Below are 20,759 nucleotides of genomic sequence, written 5' to 3' on the forward strand. Positions count from 1 at the left end.
CTGGCTTAATGAAAAAAATATTAATAATAACTATTTTTATCTACGCTGCGGGGTCGGCAGCGACTGAGAAATTTGACCAGGATATGCTAAAAGAGCTGGGTTATGACGCCAGCACATCTGATTTACTGAGTGAGGCTGCTCATTTTCTGCCTGGCGATCACCCTACCAATATCATTATCAACAAGCAGAATAAAGGTATCAGAGTTATCACCTTTGATCAGGCGGGTTCCCCCTGCTGGACGGAACCCTTATTAAGCCAGCTGGGCATCGATCCGAGCCGCTTCGATCACCGCGATCCTGCCTGCCTGAAGCCTGGTGCAGACAGTGACGTCCGCATTGAACAGCATGTCGAACGCAGCAGCCTTGAACTTCAGGTCGCAGCTGATGCGCTGCTTAATGAGGTTCAGTACGCGACGGGGGGCAAAGCATTGATTGTCAATTATGACGCCAGGCGCTATCAGTATCAGCCGCGTGCGGGAAGCGGATATTATTCGGAAACCCTTACCTCGGAAGTTGGGGCAAACATTGAACAGTGGATATTCCGCAGCGGGCAAAGTTATTCCAGCTTTGACAACCAGCGCAACTTCTCGCGTCTCTATAGCTATGCGCAGCGCTCTCTCCCTGAGTGGTCTTCCATGCTTCAGATTGGCGAAATTACCTCCGCCGATCCGATTTTTTCCGGCATCGCGCTCACTGGCGCACAGATGACCCCTGAAAACGCCTCTCAAAGAGGGAGTCTTAATCAGGTTATCCTGGATGTGCTTGTTGCTCAGGCGGGCACCGTCGAGGTGTGGCAGGGAGGCATCTTGCTGAAAACCTTTTCCGTCGACGCTGGCATGAACACCCTTACCGGTATTTCAGCGATAAACCAGCAGGATGATTTTTTAATTGTCAGCTACGATGCGGCTGGCGGTCGCCAGCAGCAATCCATCCCCTATATTCAGGCGCGGCCAGTCGTTACGCTGATAGAAACCGGCACTTCGCTCGTGGCAGGACGTTTACGCCTGACAGAGAACCAGTATCCGGTAATGATGGGTTCAACAGGCGTATTTCATAACAACATAATGGCGTTATCAGTGGGCGCCCTTGCCAGTGAGGATTACCAGGCAGCGGCCTGGCGTGCCGGTATCCGTTTGAGCGAGCATATGCTGGCAACGCTATCGCAGACCTACTCTTTTGCGCACAAAGCATCCCGTGAGCGTAACAATAAGCAGGGGATTTACCAGCAAGCCGGTCTCAATCTTCCGGTAACAGATCGGCTGTCACTATCGGGCTCGGCCAGCTATCGCAGCCGTGACTATGTTGACACCAGCAGCTCCGGGTCATCGAAAAAAACGGCTGGCGATACGGGACAAATTAAAGCTCAGTATGCGGCGGGTGTCAGTTATAGCCACGCCTCGCTGGGAACGGTCACCTTTTCGGGCAGTCAGTCTCACGCCTGGAATGGAAGTGATGCCACAGGCTACACGTTAGGCTGGGGACGATCCCTTGGACGCGTGAATCTCAATCTCGGGCTTCAGAAGAACCGTCTCTCTTCCGATCTCCGTTATGAAGACAGCCATTATGCTTACCTTAACTTCTCTGTTCCCCTTGGAAATAACAAAAATCTACGTGGCTGGGTTAACAATAACAACGGCCAGGTGAGTACCGGCGCTGGCTACGATCACACGGTTAACGATAAATTTGCGTGGAGTTTGTCAGGGGAACAGCGGCAGCATAAAGAAGCTTCGCTGGCAAGTTCCGCGACCTGGACAAACAAATATACGCAGTTAAGCGGTGGCATGTCGCGCAGCGAGAGCACAACCAGCTACAACGCGGGTGCACGAGGAGGCGCGGTCTGGCACAGCGACGGGCTGACCTTCACGCCGCGCGCAACAGGCGATACGTTTGGCATTATTTCTCTGAACAGCGATCATCCGGATGTGGAAATTCGTACGCCTGGCGGCGTCGTATGGAGCGATCGTAGCGGACACGCTGTGGTTTCCTGGACGGCCTGGCAGAAAAATACCGTGCAAATCAATCAACACCGCCTGCCTGAAAATGTAGAAGTTCCCGGCGGCATCATTGATGTCACGCCCTATCGTGGCGCTGTTGTACCGGTTGTGATGCCAGCATTTTCCGTGCGTCGCGCGCTGTTAACTTTTCAGGAAGGAGAAGAGCCTGCGCCGGGGAGTCCGGTGAAAAATGCCGAAGGCTCCCTGGTCGCCTTCGTTAACGAGGATAACTCTCTGTTTTTGGACAATCTGCCTGAGGGACCTCTTTTCAGTCAACGATCTGACGGATCGCGCTGCGCCATTGAGCTTGTGACGCCATGGACAAGCACGCCGGGCACGCTTTATGCCTCACTAACCGCGAGATGTGTAATGTGAAACACCCACTGCTCCTGACCTTAGTTGTCACCGCCTGTCTGTTAACCGGGACGGCCGCCCGTGCGGAGTGCCAGATTCAGCTCAGCGAAGCGACGATCGCTTATGCGCCCGTTACGCGAGGTGAACTGCTCTCCTGTCCCGGCAATTCACTCACCTCCAGCGAGTTGCGTCTTTGTGACACGCGTCATCTCGATATTACGGTGAGCTGCGACCGTTCAACGCCTATAACGCTGGCGTTCAACAGCGCAGCTAAAGACAGCAGCCACTATCGGTTTGGCAACGGCGGGCAGGCGACGCTGATACTGCATGACGTATTCATCGATAATCAGCCGGTGACGATTGACAGTGCCGGTCAGCGTGGCGCTGAAATGGCGTTTACACCGGGCAGCACGCTGCGCTTCTGGCAAAACAATGCACCCGCGCTGGGAAGAGTGCTGCGCGGTAAAGTATCCATTACCAGCTGGATATCGTCGAAAGAGACGCGGGTAAACGAAGCGCAGACCTGGGAGCTGAACGGCGCCTTTGTCACCGGCAACCCAGCAAACTGACAGCGCATGCGTCACACATATCCCATCATTTTCAGCATCGACTGCGCCTGATGCATCGCCTCAGCGCGATGGGTGACGCCCAGCTTCTGATAGAGATTGCGAATATGGGTTTTGATGGTGGTTGTCGCCACGTCGAACTCGCCGGCAATCTGGTCATTACTGTAGCCGGAGTAGATCAGGCCAAGCACCTGCCATTCGCGCTGCGTCAGGGGGCTGGTGCGGATCAGTTCCGGCACATCCGGGTGGTTCAGCAACCGGCTGACAAAACCTTCGTCGAAATGAGCGAACTTATGATGGTGGTATTTATTGATTTCATTCAGGATACGACGCGCGCGATGGTTATCCAGCTCTTCCAGCGCGTTGAGCTGGATAAGCTGGCGCAGCTGCTGCGCCATGATCTCGCCTTCAATCACAAAGTGGCTGATAAAGCCGGTGCCGCGCGCCAGCTTTAGCGCCTCGATCAGCGTGCGTTGCGCTTCAGCTTTACGTCCGGTCTGCCAGTAGATCTGATTAAGCAACAGCAGGTTGCGGTTCATATCACTCATCAGGCGCAGCGCGCGCGCATTTTCGTTCAGCTCTTCCAGCACCACTTCCGCCTGGCTGAGATCGCCCTGTAGGATCTGGGCGCGCGCGATGTTGCGCCACTGCCCCTGTAAGAAGTGATTATTGGCGAAGGCGGGTTTTGCGGTGTGCCGCATCCAGTGGCTGGCGCTCTGCACATCGCCGGTCATTTGCCAGTAGATCACCCTGACTTTGTCGGCATTGGCGATCCAGTCGCTGTGCAGACTGCCATTATTCAGCAGGTTTTCCAGCCGGTTAAGGTAACTACGCGCATTATCCAGATTGCCGCGCGCCAGCGAACACTGTACCAGCAGGCCCAGACACTGGATCTGCTGCTGCGGCGGATAGCCTTTCAGGACTTTTATGCCTTCCCGCGCCGCCTGCTCCGCCTCATCCAGTCTGCCCCAGGCCCACATCAACTGCGCGCGGATGCGTAGCAAAAATTCGTGCAGCGGAAACTGGGCAAGATGCTGCTCGCTAACCAGCACAAACGCTTTCTCCTGAATTTCCCAGGCAGCCTGCAAAAAGCCCTGGGCAAAAAGGATTTCGCTCTGCTGGATCAGGCTCCAGAGCGCATAGTGCCAGGCCTCATTTCGGCGCGCCATCTGCTCAGTCTGACGCATCAGCGACAGCGAGCTGGCCAGTTCGCCTTTGCAGTGCATCACCTCTCCATGCACCGAGGTCGCCACGATGCGGCTGTAGCGGCGCGTTTCAGGCAGCATCTCCAGTGCCAGCCTGGCAAGGCGTTCCGCCTCATCGGCATTGCCGTCGTTAATGGCGACCTGCGCGCGCACGGCATGAAATTCGCCCTGAAGTGCCGCATCGATATCGCTGCTGCACGCCTGCTCAAACCTCTCCAGCAGGTGGTTAACTTCGGAAAAACGGTGCTGGCTCTGCATCAGCCAGGCCTGCAACAGCACCAGCTTGGGATGATCCAGCAGCATGGCCCAGGGCAGCGCATTCAGCGACTGCTCCAGTAGCGTCAGCTCGCTCTGATTGAACAGCGTCCAGGCATGCTCCAGCAGCACCTCCAGCAGCATATCGGCGTCGCCGGAGGCGAGCGCATGATGGATAGCTTCGCCCGGAAATCCCTGCGCCATCCAGCTTTCGGCCGCAGCACGGTGAATAGTCGGAAGTTCAGCGGCCAGCTCCCACTGACAGCGCTGGCGCAAAAAGGAGCCAAACAGCGGATGGTAGCTAAACCACTGGCCTGAGTCGTCCATACGTTGCAGGAAGAGTCCCTGCCGCTCAATCTCCTCCAGCCGCATGCGGCCATTGGCTTCGCCCGTTACGCGGACGACCAGCGCATCATTCATGGCCCGCAGCAGCGCGGTTTTCAGCAAAAAATGGCGCGTTGCCTCATCAATATTATCCAGCACCTCTTCCACCAGATAGTCGGTAAGATGGCTGGAGTTAATGCCAGAGAGCCGTCGCGCGGAATCCTGCGCCGAGCCTGCCCCCTGACGCGCCGAGAGCGCAATCAGCTGAAGCGCGGTTGCCCAGCCTGCCACGTCATCGCACAGACGGCCGCTCTCTTCAATGGCCAGCGGGGCGCTCAGTCGGCAGTCAAAAAACTGTTTTGCTTCAGGGTGAGTAAAAGCCAGCTGCTGGCTGCCCAGCTCGATTAGCTGCTCGCGCACGCGAAGATTGGCGATGCCGAGCTGTGGGAGATTGCGGGACAGCACCACCAGCGTGAGGTTATCGGGCTGATGACGCAGAAAAAAGCGCATTGCTTCATGGATTGCGGGATTGGTAATGTGATGATAGTCATCCACGATCAGCCAGAGCGGCCGCTGCCATTCGGTGAGTTCAATAAAGAGCTGAGCGAACAGCGCGTTGAGGTTAACGTACTGCCGTTTGTGCGCCAGCGTCTCGCTGCGGCTACAGCCGCCCTGCGTCGCCTGTTGCAGCGCGGCAATCAGGTAGTCAGCGAAGCGCTCCGGCTGATTATCGCCCTCGTCCAGTGAATACCAACCCAGATCCTTTCTGTCCGCCGCCCACTGAGAGACCAGCGTCGTTTTGCCGTAGCCTGCCGGACTGGTAATCAAAACCAGCCGGAAATTCGCGGCGGCGCTGAGCTTTTGCAGCAGACGATCGCGAACAACAGTATTTTCAAGACGAACGGGGCGACTGAGTTTCGAGGGTATCAACATGGGCGCACGCTTCTCCGTTAACGTTCAGCGCATCATTTTTTTACGCTTCGTAATTAATCTACATACACGTTCATCGATTCGTTAACTGAATGCAAGCGAACCTGTGAGTCAGCCTTAACAAAAGCGAGAGTAATCACACTCCTGTTCGTCTTTCAGATTTCCCCTGGTTTCTCCTCCCCTGCTGTCCTCCCTGGGGAATTTCATTCAGGAGGAGGAGCCGCCGAAAAGCGAGAGGCACACTGGCGCTCAGACTTATTTCGTTCTGACAGGAAACAGATAACATGCACACGCAATCCTTCGACACTCTCCGCTTCTCCGCGGCGCTTACGCGTCAGTGGCAAGGCTTCGGGCTGCGCAATGCGCAGGAGATGACGCGTCAGCAGTGGTGGCACGCCCTGAGCGGCGCGCTGGCCGAGATGCTGGCAGATCTGCCCGCCCAGCCCGCCGCCGCCTCGCAACGTCACGTCAACTATCTCTCTATGGAGTTTCTGACCGGGCGGCTGACGGGGAATAACCTGCTTAATCTGGGCTGGTATCAGGCGGTCAGCGACGAGCTTGCCGCGTCTGGCGTCACGCTAAGCGATCTGCTGGAACAGGAGACCGATCCGGCGCTCGGCAACGGTGGTCTGGGACGGCTGGCGGCCTGTTTCCTTGACGCTATGGCCACCACGGGACAGTCGGCCACGGGCTATGGCCTGAACTATCAGTACGGCCTGTTTCGCCAGCGGTTTGTCGAAGGCGCGCAGTATGAACAGCAGGATGACTGGGGACGCGACCGCTATCCCTGGTTTCGTCATAACGCGGCGCTTACCGTGCAGGTGGGGCTGGGGGGCAAGGTGACGACAGAGAACGGCATCACGCGCTGGGAACCCGCTTTCCAGCTGGAAGGCGAAGCCTGGGATCTGCCGGTTGTCGGCTTCCAGAATGGTGTGTCGCAGCCGCTGCGCCTCTGGCAGGCGAAACATGCGCGCCCGTTTAACCTGCAGCGCTTTAACGATGGCGATTTTCTGCGCGCCGAACAGCAGGGCATTGAAGCGGAGAAGCTGACCAAAGTGCTCTACCCCAACGACAATCATCAGGCAGGGAAAAAACTGCGTCTGATGCAGCAATACTTTCAGTGCGCCTGCACGCTGGCCGACATCCTGCGCCGCCATCATCAGGCGGGCCGCGCTATCGAGACGCTGCCCGACTATGAGGTCATTCAGCTCAACGATACGCATCCGACCCTGGCGATCCCGGAGCTGCTGCGCCTGCTGCTCGATGAGCATCAGCTGTCGTGGGATCGGGCGTGGCGCATTACGCAGCGTACCTTCGCCTATACCAACCATACCCTGATGCCAGAAGCGCTGGAGTGCTGGAATTTGCGGCTGGTGCGCGCGCTGCTGCCGCGCCATATGATGATTATCAATACCCTGAACGCGCAGCTGAAAAAAGAGGTCGAGGCGCGCTGGCCGGGTAATGAGGCGATCTGGGCGAAGCTGGCGGTGGTGCACAATCAGCAACTGCGCATGGCGAACCTGTGCGTGGTCAGCGGTTTTGCGGTCAACGGCGTGGCGGCGCTGCATTCGAAGCTGGTGGTGCAGGATCTCTTTCCTGAATACCACAGCCTGTGGCCAGAGAAATTTCATAACGTCACCAACGGTATTACGCCGCGGCGCTGGATCCAGCAGTGCAACCCGTCGCTGGCGGCTCTCATCACCAGAACGCTGCGTCGCCCATGGCTAAACGATCTGGATGCGCTCAGCGATCTGGCGCCGCTGGCGGATAACGCGGCTTTTCGCGCGGAGTATCGCGCCATCAAGCAGCAGAACAAGATTGCGCTGACGCGCTGGATCGCCGGAAAGACCGGTATACATGTCCAGTCCGATGCCCTGTTCGACGTGCAAATCAAGCGTCTGCATGAGTACAAGCGCCAGCACCTGATGCTGCTGCATATCATTGCCCTGTGGCAAACACTGGTCAGCGATCCGCAGGCGAACCTGACGCCGCGCGTGATGCTGTTTGGCGCAAAAGCCGCGCCAGGCTATGCGCTGGCGAAAAACATTATTTACGCCATCAATAAGGTCGCCGCTGTTATCAACGCCGATCCACGCGTCGGCGACCGCCTTAAAATTGTCTTTATTCCTGATTACAACGTTTCAGTCGCGGAGCGCCTGATCCCCGCAGCCGACCTGTCCGAACAGATCTCCACGGCAGGCAAAGAGGCTTCCGGCACCGGCAACATGAAGCTGGCGCTCAACGGCGCCCTGACGATTGGCACGCTGGACGGGGCGAATGTCGAGATCGCCCAGCAGGTGGGTGAGGAGAATATCTTTATTTTCGGTCATACCGTCGAGCAGGTCTGCGCGCTAAAACAGGCGGGCTACGCGCCGGCAATCTGGCGCAAAAAAGATCAGCAGCTTGACCGGGCGCTGACAGCGCTTGAGGACGGCACCTTTAGCAACGGCGACCGCACGGCCTTCGCGGCGCTGACGAGCAGCCTGGGGCCGGAAGGCGGCGATCCTTATCTGGTGCTGGCTGATTTTCGCCATTATCTCAACGCCCAGCAGCAGGTGGATGCGCTGTGGGCCGACCCGGAGGCCTGGACGCGCGCCGCGATCCTCAACACCGCGCGCTGCGGCATGTTCAGCGCCGACCGCGCCATCCGCGATTATCAGCAACGCATCTGGCAGGCCGTGCGCTGAGGAACAACATGAAACCGAACAACCATCTTGAGCGCGCGGAGCTGATTGCGCCTGATTATATCGACGCTCACGGGCGGCCACAGCGGATCTCTATGCAGACCCGTGAGCGACTGCTGGGGCTGATGTCGCCCTGGACGGACAGCGCGTCACCGTTGCCGCCCGTAGCCATCTTTCGCCAGGGAGAGCCACAGATACTCTCTCCGGTGCTGCTGACGGCGGCTGACTGGCGACTGACAAGCGAGGCGGGCGAGCGCTGGTCAGGGCGCTGCGCGGCGGGTGAAACCCTGATCCTGCCTGAATTGCCGGACGGCTACCACCAGCTCACGCTGGAGTATGAGGCGCAAGGCTACAGCTGCTGCATTATCGTCGCGCCGCCGCGCTGCTATGAGCCTGCCGCGCTGCTGGCGGGGGAATCGCTGTGGGGCAGCTGCATTCAGCTCTATACGCTGCGATCGGCCACCAACTGGGGCATCGGCGATTTTGGCGATCTGCGTCGAATGATCGTCGAGACGGCGCAGCGCGGCGGCGCATTTGTCGGGCTGAACCCGCTGCACGCCCTGTTCCCCGCCGAGCCAGAGAGCGCCAGTCCCTACAGCCCCTCTTCACGCCGCTGGCTTAATATTCTCTATATCGACGTCAGCGCGGTGCCGGATTTCCAGCAGAGCGAGGCGGCGCAGACATGGTGGCGGCTTGAAGCGACGCAGCAGGCGCTACAGGCGGCGCGCGGCGCTGAGTGGGTTGATTATCGCGCCGTGACAAGCCTGAAGCTGGCGGGGCTACGACTGGCCTGGCGGCAGTTCCAGCAGCGCGACGCGGAGACGCCGGAAGTGGCGGCGTTTGAGGCGTTTATCGACGCGGGCGGCGACAGCCTGCTCAGCCAGGGCCTGTTCGACGCGCTGCATGCGGAGCAGCGTGCGCAAAATGCGGCATGCCACGGCTGGCAAAGCTGGCCGGAAGCCTTGCAGCATCCTGACAGCGCCGCCGTGCTGGCGTTTCGTATCGAGCGCAGCGATGAGGTGCGCTTTTACCTGTGGCTACAGTGGCTGGCGGCACAGCAGTTCGCGGCGTGCTGGCGGCTCTGTCAGCAGCAGGATATGGCGATTGGGCTTTACCGGGATCTGGCGGTGGGCGTGGCGCGCGACGGTGCTGAAACCTGGCGCGAGCGGGAGCTTTACTGCCTGGAGGCGAGCGTCGGCGCGCCCCCAGACATCCTTGGTCCGCTGGGGCAAGACTGGGGGCTGCCGCCAGTGGATCCGCAGGCGATGGAAGCGCGCGCCTTTGAGCCGTGGATTGCGCTATTGCGCGCCAGCATGCATGACTGCGGCGCATTGCGCATCGATCATGTAATGGCGCTGCTGCGTCTCTGGTGGATCCCGCAGGGTGAAAGTGCGGCGGGAGGCGCCTACGTGCACTATCCGGTGGATGCGCTGCTGGCGATTCTGGCGCTGGAGAGCCAGCGCCACCGCTGCATGGTGATAGGCGAAGATTTAGGCACCGTGCCGGAAGCCATCGTCGACAAGCTGCGCGACGCGGGGGTTTACTCTTATAAGGTGCTCTACTTCGAGCAGACCTCGAAGCGGGCTTTTTGTCAGCCCACACAGTGGCCGCGTCAGGCGATGGCGGTGGCCACTACTCACGATATGCCGACGCTGCGCGGCTGGTGGCGAAGCGACGATCTGCGACTCGGCAGCAAGCTGGGCCTCTATCCCGATAAGGCGATTCTGACCGGGCTTTACCGCGACCGGCTGATGGCGAAAAAGGCCCTGTCGCAGACGCTGCTGCGCAGCGGCGCGCTGCCGCCGCGCCAGCGGTATCAGCGCGGCGGCGCGCGCATGACCCGCGCCCTCAGCATGGCGATCATGCGCTATCTGGCCGGGACGCAGAGCGCGCTGCTCGGCCTACAGCCTGAAGAGTGGCTGGATATGGCGACGCCGGTAAATGTGCCCGGCACCATCGACGCCTGGCCTAACTGGCGGCGCAAGCTGAGCGCGACGCTGGATGAGATGTTCAGCGATCCGAAGGTTGAGGCGCTGCTGGCCGAGGTGAATCGCAGCAGGAAAGCAGTGAAATGATTGTTGAGCATCAGCCCGCCTCTGCGGGCTGACGCTTGCTGCTGCGGGTACAGGCCGCGCCGCAGGCGCGAACCCTGAACACATTGCCTTACGGGCGACATGTTTCGATTTGCCGCAGCCCGGACCGCGCAGTTAAGCCTCTGAAGTCTGACGACATTCCGCCGGGAATAACCCTGCTGCCTGTGGTATCCTCGCCTCAGATTAAGGAGAGTGAGCCGATGAAAAAGAAAAACAATCCTACGCCCCATGACGCCACTTTTCGTCAGTTCCTGACGCAGCCGGACATCGCGCGCGATTTTATGCAGCTTCATCTGCCGGCAGAACTGCGCGCCATCTGCGATCTCAGCACCCTGAAGCTGGAGTCCGGTTCCTTTGTGGAAGACGACCTGCGCCAGTACTTCAGCGATGTGCTGTACAGCCTCAAGACCTCTGCCGGAGACGGCTATATTCACGTTCTGATTGAACATCAGTCCACGCCGGACAAACATATGGCCTTTCGCCTGATCCGTTATGCGGTCGCCGCAATGCAGCGGCACCTTGAGGCCGGGCATAAAAAGCTGCCGCTGGTAATACCCGTGCTGTTCTATACCGGCAAACGCAGCCCCTATCCCTGGTCAACGCGCTGGTTTGACGAGTTTGACGATCCGGCGCTGGCGGAAAAGCTTTACGGCAGCGCCTTTCCGCTGGTTGACGTGACGGTGATCCCCGATGACGAGATCATGACCCATCGCAGCATGGCCGCGCTGACGCTGTTGCAGAAGCATATCCACCAGCGCGATGTGGCGACGCTCACCGATCGCCTTGCCACCTTACTAATGGCGGATTATCTCTCTTCACCCCAGGTAATGGCGCTGATACACTATTTACTACAGGCAGGTGAGTCGGCTGACTACGAAGCCTTTGTTCGCGAACTGGCACAGCGGGTGCCGCAACACGGAGACGAACTGATGACGATCGCACAGCAGCTTGAGCAGAAAGGCATCGAAAAAGGGATCGAGAAAGGCATCGAGCTTGGCGAACAGCGAGGCATCGAGAAAGGTCGCAGCGAAGGTGAGCGTGACGCGACCCTGAAAATCGCGCGCGCCATGTTGCAGAACGGCCTGGACCGCAACACCATTATGAAAATGACCGGTCTCTCTGCGGACGATTTGGCCGGGATCCAGCACTGACACTGAGCGGCTGGAAAAGTCCGCGACTAACCGGACCCGCGTCAGCTAAACCCCATCGCGTCTGACGGGAAGGCTGATGATCCTGTGGCCTCAGGGCTGGCGTCCTTTTTCCGACCGTTAAACAAGCGCATCACCCGTCCAGACAATGCCCTTTCTTCTTTCATCCGTTTTCTGGCCAGCGCCTGAAAACCCGGGTTTATGTGCGCAATACGCCTGTAAAAAAGGTGCGCCGTAGCGCACCAGGTGGGGCAACTCAGCACTGTCGGGGCGACTTCACCCCTTGCCTTTAACACTGCTGATAAAGGTTTTTCGCGCCGATGTCGAACCCAGTCGTTCCGCCTCGTCCAGCAGCTTAAGAGCTTTATCGATATTGCCCTGATCGACCGCCTGACGGATGCTCTGATTAAAGTAGCTCTCGGTGTCATCCACCAGCGGGGCCGACGGCGCGGCCGGGGTGGTGCGCATCGCGGCCTGCGTGACCGGCTGCGTATTGCCGACCGTGACCGGCGCCGGACCGGTAGAGCCGAACAGCGGGCCGACCAGAATCGATGAGGCTGAGCTGGTCGAGACTTTGAGCTTGAGTTTGCCGTCCACCCCGTGACGCGCAACCGGATCGGGAATGTCGGGCACCGCATGGCCGGTGCCTCTGGCGTAAGCTTTCGCCGGATCGACCAGCGTGGTGGTCTGGCTGAGGTCCTGGCCGGTGGTGAAGACCAGCAGGTAAATTTTTTGCTGGCCGAGCGCAGGCGTCAGCTTCATGACGCCCTCAAGGCGATCGGCGCTCATTACGCCCGGTTGTTGATAGGTGAAAAAGCGGCTCGGAAACCAGGCGGCGGGCCGCAGGTTCTCGTCGAGCACCAGCACATTAGGGGCGAACACCTGGTTATGCGCCACTTCACTGCTCAGCGTCACCGTCAGCTCGCCCTGACTGGCGGGCAGGCTATAGGCGGCGACCGGCCCGGTCACGCCGCTGACGTCAAGCTGCGTGCCGCTCTGCCCCAGCGAGGTGATCTGCGGGCGCGAGGTGTCTACAGGCTGCCAGCTCAGGCGTTGCAGGCTGGCGGTCGGAATAACGGGCGCGGCAGAGAGATCCTGCGGCACCAGATTGATGTCAGCATGCGCTGGCAGAGCGAAGCTCGTCAGCAGCGCGGCGCTCAGGCAGAGCGCGGTCAGGGTTTTCTTTTTCATTTTTATGTTCTCAACAGGCTGTCGGGCAGCCGTCAGGCCAGGCAATGGCTGCGGCTGCCCAGAAAGTGCCCGGCGCGACGCGCAGAGCCTCTGTTTGCGTTACCGGGCGTCGTGGCTTACCACCAGATCTCCATCTGCGCACCAAAGCTCCACTCGTCGTTGTCGCCGCGACTGTTGGTGAAGAGGCCATTGCCGGTGCTGTCAGCAGCGGCCAGCGAGGTCAAATCGCCAGAGGCGTCTTTGCTGTAGCCCCACTTCTCATCCCACTTGGCGTAGGTAGCGAACAGGCGCAGCGCCGGACGCGACCAGATGCTGTCACCCGCCTGCCACTGCTGCGCCAGGGTAATTTTGTACTGCCCGTTGCGCTCGCTGACCTGCTGTGATTTAACGTTGTCGTAGCCCACTTCCAGCAGGGTGCTCATGATCGGCGTCCATTTGTACATCGGACGCACGCCGACGGTGTACCACTCGGTGCCGCGATCGTTGTCCAGATCGGTGTTCTGGTACATGGCGACATACATCAGGTCCCAGCGGTCGGCGAGAGTGATCGCGCCGTGGTCAAGAATGCGATACATTTTGCCGTTGTTGTTAATGCTGGAACCCTGCGGCAGCCCTTTGCCCTGCGACGTCAGCGCATCGGTGGCGTACTGCACGACAAACTTGTTATAGCCTTTAAGCATGCTCTGGGTATGCTCTGCCGTAAACATCCAGCCATCTTTCGATGCGCCGTCTTCGAGACGATAGCCGTCGCGCGCGTTAGCGCGGCCATAATCGACACCCAGCTCCAGCACGCCGTCAGGGTTGGTTTCCAGTCCGGCCAGACGCACGTCGAAAACGTCGTTGGCGGTGCTGGTCGCATAATCGCGGATCTGATCGCTGGAGAAGGTGTAGGAGCCGCCCGACTCTGAAGAGCGGGTCGCGGCAAAAGAGAGTTTACCGAAGCCGAGATCCACATCTTCCAGACCGGCGCCGGGACCCGAAATATCCCAGTAGTAAAAGTCGATCATATGTACGTCGTGGCGCTGGTAAAAGCGTTTACCTGCCCAGATGGTCGAGCCAGGCAGCGCGTCAATCAGGTTTTTACCTTTGACGTTCGCTTCGCGGAACGCGGGCGACGTGGCTTCCCAGTCATTCTGTTGCGATACTGAATAGGCGACGTTGGTGTCGAAATAGAAGCTCTTGTCGCCCTCTTTCCACACTTCCTGACCCAGCTTCAGTTCGGCGTAGGTTTCACATTCGTTACCCAGACGGTATTTGCTTTGCGCGCCGGTGGCCTGAAAGCACTGTTGTTCGCCGCCGCTGCCTGTCCAGCCGATGCCGGAACGGGCGTAGCCGGTAAAATCCACCGCCATCGACGGGGCTGAGAGCGTGCCCACGGCAATCGCGACAGCAATGGGAAGTCTGCGCACTGTTAACATATTCTATCTCCTGAGGTTATGGCTTTTATTGTTTTGCAGGGTTAAACACCAGGCTCCTGATGCAGCCTGCGACAGGCGCTTCCGTCCTCGCGGAACAGATGACAGCGCTCCGGCGGCAGACCAATGCCCATCAGGGCACCCTCTTCTACCAGCACGACGTCCTCCTGGCGGTAAACCAGGTTTTGACGGATTGCGGGGATCTGGATATGAATTTGCGTTTCGTGTCCGAGCTGCTCGACCACCTGCACCTCGCCCTCAAGCGTGACGTCGGCAATATCGCTGGAGAGCAGGTGTTCAGGCCGAATACCTAACGACATGTTGCTGCCTGCCACGACTCCCGCGCTCTCGACCGGCAGCCAGATACGCTGCGCGTTGGGCAGCTGAACCTGCACCTGATCGAGAGCGGTGGCGGTGACTTTGACGGGCAGGAAGTTCATTCGCGGCGAGCCGATAAACCCGGCGACGAAGCGGTTAGCGGGATAGTGATAAAGCTCCAGCGGACGACCGACCTGCGCAATGCGCCCGGCCTCCAGCACCACAATCTTATCCGCCAGCGTCATCGCCTCGATTTGGTCGTGCGTGACATAAATCATGGTGCGCTTCAGGCGCTTATGCAGACGGGATATTTCAATGCGCATCTGCACGCGCAGCGCGGCGTCCAGGTTGGAGAGCGGTTCGTCGAGTAAAAAGACGCGCGGTTCGGCAACCAGCGTGCGACCAATCGCCACGCGCTGACGCTGACCGCCGGAGAGCGCTTTAGGTCGACGATCGAGCAGATGGGCCAGCTGTAGCACTTCCGCGACCTGGTTGACGCGCTGCTCGATCTCGCTGCGCCTGACACCCGCCAGCTTCAGGCCAAAGGACATGTTTTCCGCGACGGAAAGGTGGGGATAGAGCGCATAGGACTGAAACACCATGCCAATACCGCGCTCGGCAGGCGGCACCTCGTTCATTCTCTGGCCGCCGATCAGCAGATCGCCGCGGGTAATGGTCTCCAGACCGGCGATCATGCGCAGCAGCGTAGATTTGCCGCAGCCTGATGGCCCGACGAACACCACAAACTCTCCTTCGCCGATCTCCAGATTAATGTCCTTCGAAACCAGGGTATCGCCCCAGGCTTTAGTGACATTGCGTAACGCGACGCTTGCCATGATGCTTTCCTCTCCGTTTGCTCACGCTTGCCCGCATCGCCGCAGGCAGACTCCGGCGACCACTATGGGAAAGGTTCAGCGCGCGCGCATCCTCCACCACAGCCGCTTTAGCTGGGGGATGAGAGAGGAGGAGGAGAGCAAGGCGCCGGGCGGCGACGCGAGAGGCGTGAGACATTTTTTGTGATCAGACGCGCAGAGTTAAGGCAGCGGGAGTGTGCGCCAGACCGTGAAAACAGCCCGTTTTTGCAACGGCGATCACGGGATGGAACGGGCAGGCGTAGAGCGCGGGAGGATGAGAAGCCACAGCAGATCGCCACACTGTGCGGGAAAACGATTTCCGTTTCCGCTAACAGGATGGAGTGATGACAATGAAAACCGGCGCACGCATTTTTGCCCTTTCCGCCCTTACGGCCATGCTGTTTTCGGCCTCGGCAATGGCCAAAATCGAAGAGGGAAAACTGGTTATCTGGATTAACGGCGATAAAGGCTATAACGGGCTGGCCGAAGTCGGTAAAAAATTCGAGCAGGATACCGGGATTAAAGTAACGGTAGAGCATCCGGATAAGATGGAAGAGAAATATCCGCAGGTCGCCGCGACTGGCGATGGTCCGGACATTATTTTCTGGGCGCATGACCGTTTTGGCGGCTATGCCCAGTCAGGCCTGCTGGCAGAGATCTCGCCGGATAAAAGCTTTCAGGAGAAGCTCTTTCCCTTCACCTGGGATGCGGTGCGCTTCAACGGCAAGCTGATCGGCTACCCCGTATCGGTCGAATCGCTGTCGCTGATCTACAACAAGGATCTGCTGCCCACCCCGCCGAAAAGCTGGGAAGAGATAGCCGCTATCGACAAGCAGATGCGTGCTAAAGGTAAAAGCGCCATCATGTTCAATCTTCAGGAACCCTATTTCACCTGGCCGCTGCTGGCGGCGGGCGGCGCTTACGCTTTCAAAAAAGGTGATGCTGGCTACGACGTGAAAGATACGGGCGTCGATAACGCCGGCGCCAAAGCGGGCATGCAATTCCTGGTAGATCAGGTTAAAGCTAAAACCCTTAACGCCGACACGGATTACTCCATTGCGGAAGCCGCGTTCAATAAGGGGCAGACCGCCATGACCATCAATGGTCCCTGGGCCTGGAGCAATATCGACAAAAGCGGCATTCGTTACGGCGTCACGTTACTCCCGACCCTGAAGGGTAAGCCGTCAAAAACCTTTGTCGGCGTGCTGAGCGCAGGCATCAATGCGGCCAGTCCGAACAAAGAGCTGGCGAAAGAGTTTCTTGAAAACTACCTGCTGACCGACGCCGGGCTGGATGCGGTGAATAAAGACAAGCCGCTGGGCGCGGTGACGCTGAAGTCGTTCCAGCAGACGCTGGAAAAAGATGAGCGCATTGCTGCCACCATGAACAACGCGCAGAGCGGCGACATTATGCCGAATATCCCCCAGATGGCCGCCTTCTGGTATGCGATGCGCACCGCCACGCTTAACGCGCTGAGCGGCCGTCAGAGCGTGGATGCCGCCCTGAAAGACGCACAGGCGCGCCTGAATAAGTAATGCCTCCCGAAGCCGGTTTGCGCCGGCTTGCCACTGGTTGTTAAGGAACACCGAATCATGTCAGGAAAACCGAAAACAGGAGGCGCGGGCCTGCTGCTGAAGCGCGTTCTCATCGGGATCTGCTGTCTGCTGGTCGGCTACCTTCTGGTGCTGATGTATGCACAGGGTGAATATTTGTTTGCGCTGCTGACGCTGATCGTCAGTGCGTCTGGTCTCTGGATCTACGCTAACCGCCGTGCCTACGCCTGGCGTTACGTCTATCCCGGTCTCGCCGGGATGGCGTTATTTGTACTCTTTCCGCTGGCCTGTACCGTCGCGATCGCGTTTACCAACTACAGCAGCACCAACCAGCTTACCCAGGAGCGCGCGCAGCAGGTGCTGCTGAGCCGTCAGTATCAGGACGGCGCGGGAATGAATTTCGCGCTTTATCCAGCGGGAGAACGCTGGCAGCTGGTGTTGGGCAGCGACAGCGAGAGTTACGTCTCGCCGCCGTTCGACTTTGGCGGCGAGCAGCAGCTCAGCATGACCCGCGCCGCGCCGCCGACAGGCCAGCGCGCGACGCTGAAGGTGGTAACCGGCAACCGTCAGGCGCTAAGTCAGATCCGCGCCCGCCTGCCGGACGGACGCGAGCTGGTGATGAGTTCGCTGCGGCAGTTCTCCGGCACGCGGCCGCTTTACCAGCTGACCGCCGACCGGCGGCTGAAAAATCAGCAGAGCGGCGCGCTATATCAGGCAAACGAGCAAACTGGTTTCTTTCAGCGTGTTAACGCGGATGGCAGCTGGGACAGCGAGCAGCTTAGCCCGGGCTTTACGGTTAGCGCGGGCTGGAAAAACTTTTTGCGCGTTTTTACCGATGAGGGTATCCAGAAGCCGTTCCTCGCCATTTTCGGCTGGACGATGCTGTTTTCGCTGTTGACCGTATTGCTGACCGTCGCCGTAGGTATGGTGCTGGCCTGCCTGGTGCAGTGGGAGGCGCTCAAGGGCAAGGCCGCCTATCGCGTGATGCTGATCCTGCCCTATGCCGTGCCCGCCTTTATTTCCATACTGATTTTCAAAGGGCTGTTTAACCAGAGCTTCGGCGAAATCAACGTGCTGCTCAACGCGCTGTTCGGCTTCCAGCCCGCCTGGTTCAGCGACCCTTTGCTGGCGCGCACTATGCTGGTGATCGTTAATACCTGGCTGGGCTACCCCTATATGATGATCCTCTGCATGGGGCTGCTGAAGGCGATACCGGAGGATCTTTATGAAGCGTCAGCGATGGACGGCGCGGGTCCCTTGCAGAATTTCTTTTTGATCACTCTGCCGCTGCTGCTGAAGCCATTGATGCCGCTGATGATCGCCAGCTTCGCGTTTAACTTTAATAACTTCGTGCTGGTGCAGCTGCTGACCAACGGCGGTCCCGACCGGCTAGGCACCACTACGCCCGCAGGCTATACCGACCTGCTGGTGAACTATACCTGGCGCATCGCCTTCGAGGGCGGAGGTGGACAGGACTTTGGCCTGGCGGCGGCTATTGCCACGCTGATCTTCCTGCTGGTGGGCGCGCTGGCGGTGATTAACCTGAAAGCCGTGCGGATGAAGTTCGACTAAGGAGGCGTTATGGCTATGGTACAACCTAAATCGCAGAAGCTGCGTCTGCTGCTGACCCATCTGCTGCTGTTAGCCTTTATCGCGGCGATTCTGTTTCCGCTGTTGATGGTGGTGGCGATTTCGCTGCGTGCCGGCAACTTTGCCACCGGCAGCCTGATCCCGGAGCACATCTCATGGGAGCACTGGCGGCTGGCGCTGGGCTTTAGCGTTACGCACGCCGACGGCCGCGTCACGCCTCCGCCTTTCCCGGTGCTGCTGTGGCTGTGGAATTCTGTGAAGATTGCCGGCATCAGCGCGCTCGGCATAGTGGCGCTTTCCACCACCTGCGCCTATGCTTTTGCTCGTATGCGCTTCGCCGGGCGCGCCAGCCTGTTGAAAGGTATGCTGATTTTTCAGATGTTCCCTGCTGTGCTTTCGCTGGTGGCGCTCTATGCTTTGTTCGACAGGCTGGGGCAGTATGTGCCTTTCCTGGGGCTGAATACGCATGGCGGCGTGATTTTCGCCTACCTGGGCGGCATCGCGCTGCACGTCTGGACGATCAAAGGCTATTTCGAAACCATCGACGGGTCACTGGAAGAAGCGGCTGCGCTGGACGGCGCGACGCCGTGGCAGGCGTTCCGCCTGGTGCTGCTGCCGCTCTCGGTGCCAATCCTGGCGGTGGTGTTTATTCTGGCGTTTATCGCCGCGGTAACGGAAGTGCCTGTCGCTTCGCTGCTGCTGCGGGACGTCAACAGTTATACCCTGGCGGTGGGTATGCAGCAGTATCTCAATCCGCAGAACTATCTGTGGGGCGACTTCGCGGCCGCCGCTGTGCTCTCCGCTATCCCGATAACGCTGGTGTTCCTGCTGGCGCAGCGCTGGCTGGTAAGCGGCCTGACGGCGGGGGGCGTTAAGGGCTAATCTCTTCATCATTGCAGTGCCACTGCTTCCTCAATACTAACCCTATTTGAGGTTTTAGGCGGCCTTCGGGCCGCCGCTTTTCTTTATGCCACCGGTCAGGAGACGACTGTCGTAATTCAAATTGATCGGAAGCGCGCGTTGATGCGGCTGAGGGAAAGACAAGGCTGACCCCTTGTACGGCCAGCCTGAGACTTATTTCTGCGCCTGATCCTGGCGTTCGTCGAGAGTCTGACGATATTCATCCAGAAAAGGTTGTTCCGCCGGATCGATGCGGTCCATACCGCTGGTGAAGCGGTGCCAGTATGGGTAACGCGGCGCCGGACGCGTGACCTTCTCAATACGCTGCCGCTGCTCATCGCTGAGAGTAAGCTCGAAGGCGCTAAGGTTTTCACGCAAATGCGCTTCGCTGCGGTTGCCGACAATCAGCGCGCTGACGGCTGGGCGCTGCGCCAGCCACGCCAGACAGACCTGCGCGACAGAGGCGTTGATCTCTTTGCCAACCTGCTCCAGCACCTCGATAACGTTATAGGCGTGTTCCATATCATGCACGTAGGGTTCTGGCCAGCCGCTGCCCTGACGGGTCGATGCCGGGGCTTTGCCGTGACGACTGACCGCGCCGGTCAGCAGACCTTCGCCCAGCGGACCCCAGATTAATGTGCCGATGTCCTGATCGAGCGCCATCGGCAGCAGCTCGAACTCTGCCTCACGCGACTCAGGGGTGTAGTAAATTTGCTGACTGACCGGCTTCAGCATATGGTGTTCGCTGGCGCAGCCCAGCGTCTTCATCATCTGCCATGCTGTGTAGTTAGAGGTGCCGAAATAGCGGATTTTGCCGCTTTTCACCAGATCTTCCAGCGCGCGCAGCGTCTCTTCGACCGAGGTGACGCCATCCCAGTTATGGATCTGGTAAAGGTCGATATGATCGGTTTTCAGGCGGCGCAGGCTCGCTTCGCAGGCTTTAATAAGGTGGTAACGACTGGCACCGCTCTGGTTTGGGCCGTCGCCGAGCGGGCTGCGCGCCTTGCTCGCCAGAATGACGTTGTCACGCTTATCGCCAAGCGCCTCGCCGACAACCTCTTCCGCACCGCCCAGTGAATAGAGATCGGCGGTATCAATCATATTGACGCCATGATCCAGCGCGATGTCGATAAAGCGTCGCGCTTCACTGGCGTTAACATTGCCGGTTTTTTCAAATCCCGCTCTGCCGCCAAACGGCACGGTGCCTAACACGAACTGTGAGACCAGCAGGCCTGAGTGGCCCAGTTTCCGGTATTGCATTTACTTTCCTCCTTTACCGCTTAAAAAGGCGATCGTAGTCGCAACGGGTGTTAATGCTGTTTTGTCAGTTCAGGGGAAAAGCGTAGGAGAGGATGAACTGGGCTGCAAATTCAGTTAAACCCTTT

Annotated in this window: 13 protein-coding genes; 8 read left to right on the forward strand and 5 right to left on the reverse strand. The window is 58.9% G+C overall.

Annotated elements, in window-relative coordinates:
* The first annotated feature begins 8 nt into the window (after positions 1–8).
* Both BBB56_RS10170 and BBB56_RS10175 read left to right on the forward strand, forming a co-directional pair.
* A complete protein-coding gene (locus BBB56_RS10170) occupies positions 9–2,369 on the forward strand; it encodes a fimbria/pilus outer membrane usher protein (RefSeq protein ID WP_123800841.1) in 2,361 nt (786 codons plus the stop codon).
* The gene (locus BBB56_RS10175; protein WP_123800842.1) at positions 2,366–2,917 is read left to right on the forward strand and encodes a DUF1120 domain-containing protein; all 552 of its coding nucleotides are present in this window, start codon (positions 2,366–2,368) and stop codon (positions 2,915–2,917) included. The genes BBB56_RS10170 and BBB56_RS10175 overlap by 4 nt, the downstream gene beginning before the upstream one ends.
* Before the next feature lie 11 nt (positions 2,918–2,928).
* Here BBB56_RS10175 and malT read toward each other — a convergent pair whose 3' ends face one another.
* A complete protein-coding gene (gene malT, locus BBB56_RS10180) occupies positions 2,929–5,631 on the reverse strand; it encodes an HTH-type transcriptional regulator MalT (protein ID WP_123800843.1) in 2,703 nt (900 codons plus the stop codon).
* Positions 5,632–5,912: 281 nt separating this feature from the next.
* Between malT and malP the strand changes: the two genes are divergently transcribed.
* The 3 genes from malP to BBB56_RS10195 all read left to right on the forward strand — a co-directional run bounded on the left by malP (position 5,913) and on the right by BBB56_RS10195 (position 11,556).
* Positions 5,913–8,315 carry a maltodextrin phosphorylase gene (gene malP, locus BBB56_RS10185; protein WP_123800844.1) on the forward strand — a complete coding sequence of 801 codons (2,403 nt, stop codon included), beginning with the start codon at positions 5,913–5,915 and terminating at the stop codon, positions 8,313–8,315.
* A gap of 8 nt (positions 8,316–8,323) precedes the next feature.
* A complete protein-coding gene (gene malQ, locus BBB56_RS10190; protein ID WP_123800845.1) occupies positions 8,324–10,387 on the forward strand; it encodes a 4-alpha-glucanotransferase in 2,064 nt (687 codons plus the stop codon).
* Positions 10,388–10,605: 218 nt separating this feature from the next.
* Positions 10,606–11,556: an Rpn family recombination-promoting nuclease/putative transposase gene (locus BBB56_RS10195; protein WP_123800846.1), complete on the forward strand. Its 951-nt coding sequence runs from the start codon at positions 10,606–10,608 to the stop codon at positions 11,554–11,556.
* A 273-nt stretch (positions 11,557–11,829) separates the two neighbouring features.
* On the opposite strand, the gene malM is transcribed toward BBB56_RS10195, so the two are convergent.
* The 3 genes from malM to malK all read right to left on the reverse strand — a co-directional run bounded on the left by malM (position 11,830) and on the right by malK (position 15,313).
* Positions 11,830–12,744, reverse strand: coding sequence for a maltose operon protein MalM (gene malM, locus BBB56_RS10200; protein WP_123800847.1), 915 nt, complete (start codon positions 12,742–12,744; stop codon positions 11,830–11,832).
* A gap of 116 nt (positions 12,745–12,860) precedes the next feature.
* Positions 12,861–14,162, reverse strand: a complete 1,302-nt coding sequence (locus BBB56_RS10205) for a maltoporin (protein WP_123800848.1) — start codon at positions 14,160–14,162, stop codon at positions 12,861–12,863.
* A gap of 41 nt (positions 14,163–14,203) precedes the next feature.
* The gene (gene malK, locus BBB56_RS10210; RefSeq protein ID WP_123800849.1) at positions 14,204–15,313 is read right to left on the reverse strand and encodes a maltose/maltodextrin ABC transporter ATP-binding protein MalK; all 1,110 of its coding nucleotides are present in this window, start codon (positions 15,311–15,313) and stop codon (positions 14,204–14,206) included.
* A gap of 362 nt (positions 15,314–15,675) precedes the next feature.
* On the opposite strand from malK, the gene malE reads away from it, so the two are divergent.
* Genes malE through malG form a run of 3 tightly spaced genes read left to right on the forward strand, consistent with a single transcriptional unit; the run spans position 15,676 to position 19,356 of the window.
* The gene (gene malE, locus BBB56_RS10215) at positions 15,676–16,866 is read left to right on the forward strand and encodes a maltose/maltodextrin ABC transporter substrate-binding protein MalE (protein WP_148085441.1); all 1,191 of its coding nucleotides are present in this window, start codon (positions 15,676–15,678) and stop codon (positions 16,864–16,866) included.
* Positions 16,867–16,923: 57 nt separating this feature from the next.
* Positions 16,924–18,456 carry a maltose ABC transporter permease MalF gene (malF, locus tag BBB56_RS10220; protein ID WP_123800850.1) on the forward strand — a complete coding sequence of 511 codons (1,533 nt, stop codon included), beginning with the start codon at positions 16,924–16,926 and terminating at the stop codon, positions 18,454–18,456.
* A gap of 9 nt (positions 18,457–18,465) precedes the next feature.
* Positions 18,466–19,356: a maltose ABC transporter permease MalG gene (malG, locus tag BBB56_RS10225; protein ID WP_123800851.1), complete on the forward strand. Its 891-nt coding sequence runs from the start codon at positions 18,466–18,468 to the stop codon at positions 19,354–19,356.
* 192 nt (positions 19,357–19,548) lie between these two features.
* Here malG and BBB56_RS10230 read toward each other — a convergent pair whose 3' ends face one another.
* Positions 19,549–20,634: an aldo/keto reductase gene (locus BBB56_RS10230; RefSeq protein WP_123800852.1), complete on the reverse strand. Its 1,086-nt coding sequence runs from the start codon at positions 20,632–20,634 to the stop codon at positions 19,549–19,551.
* Positions 20,635–20,759 lie beyond the last annotated feature (125 nt).

It is taken from the genome of Candidatus Pantoea deserta (assembly GCF_003813865.1).
Taxonomy (GTDB): domain Bacteria; phylum Pseudomonadota; class Gammaproteobacteria; order Enterobacterales; family Enterobacteriaceae; genus Pantoea; species Pantoea deserta.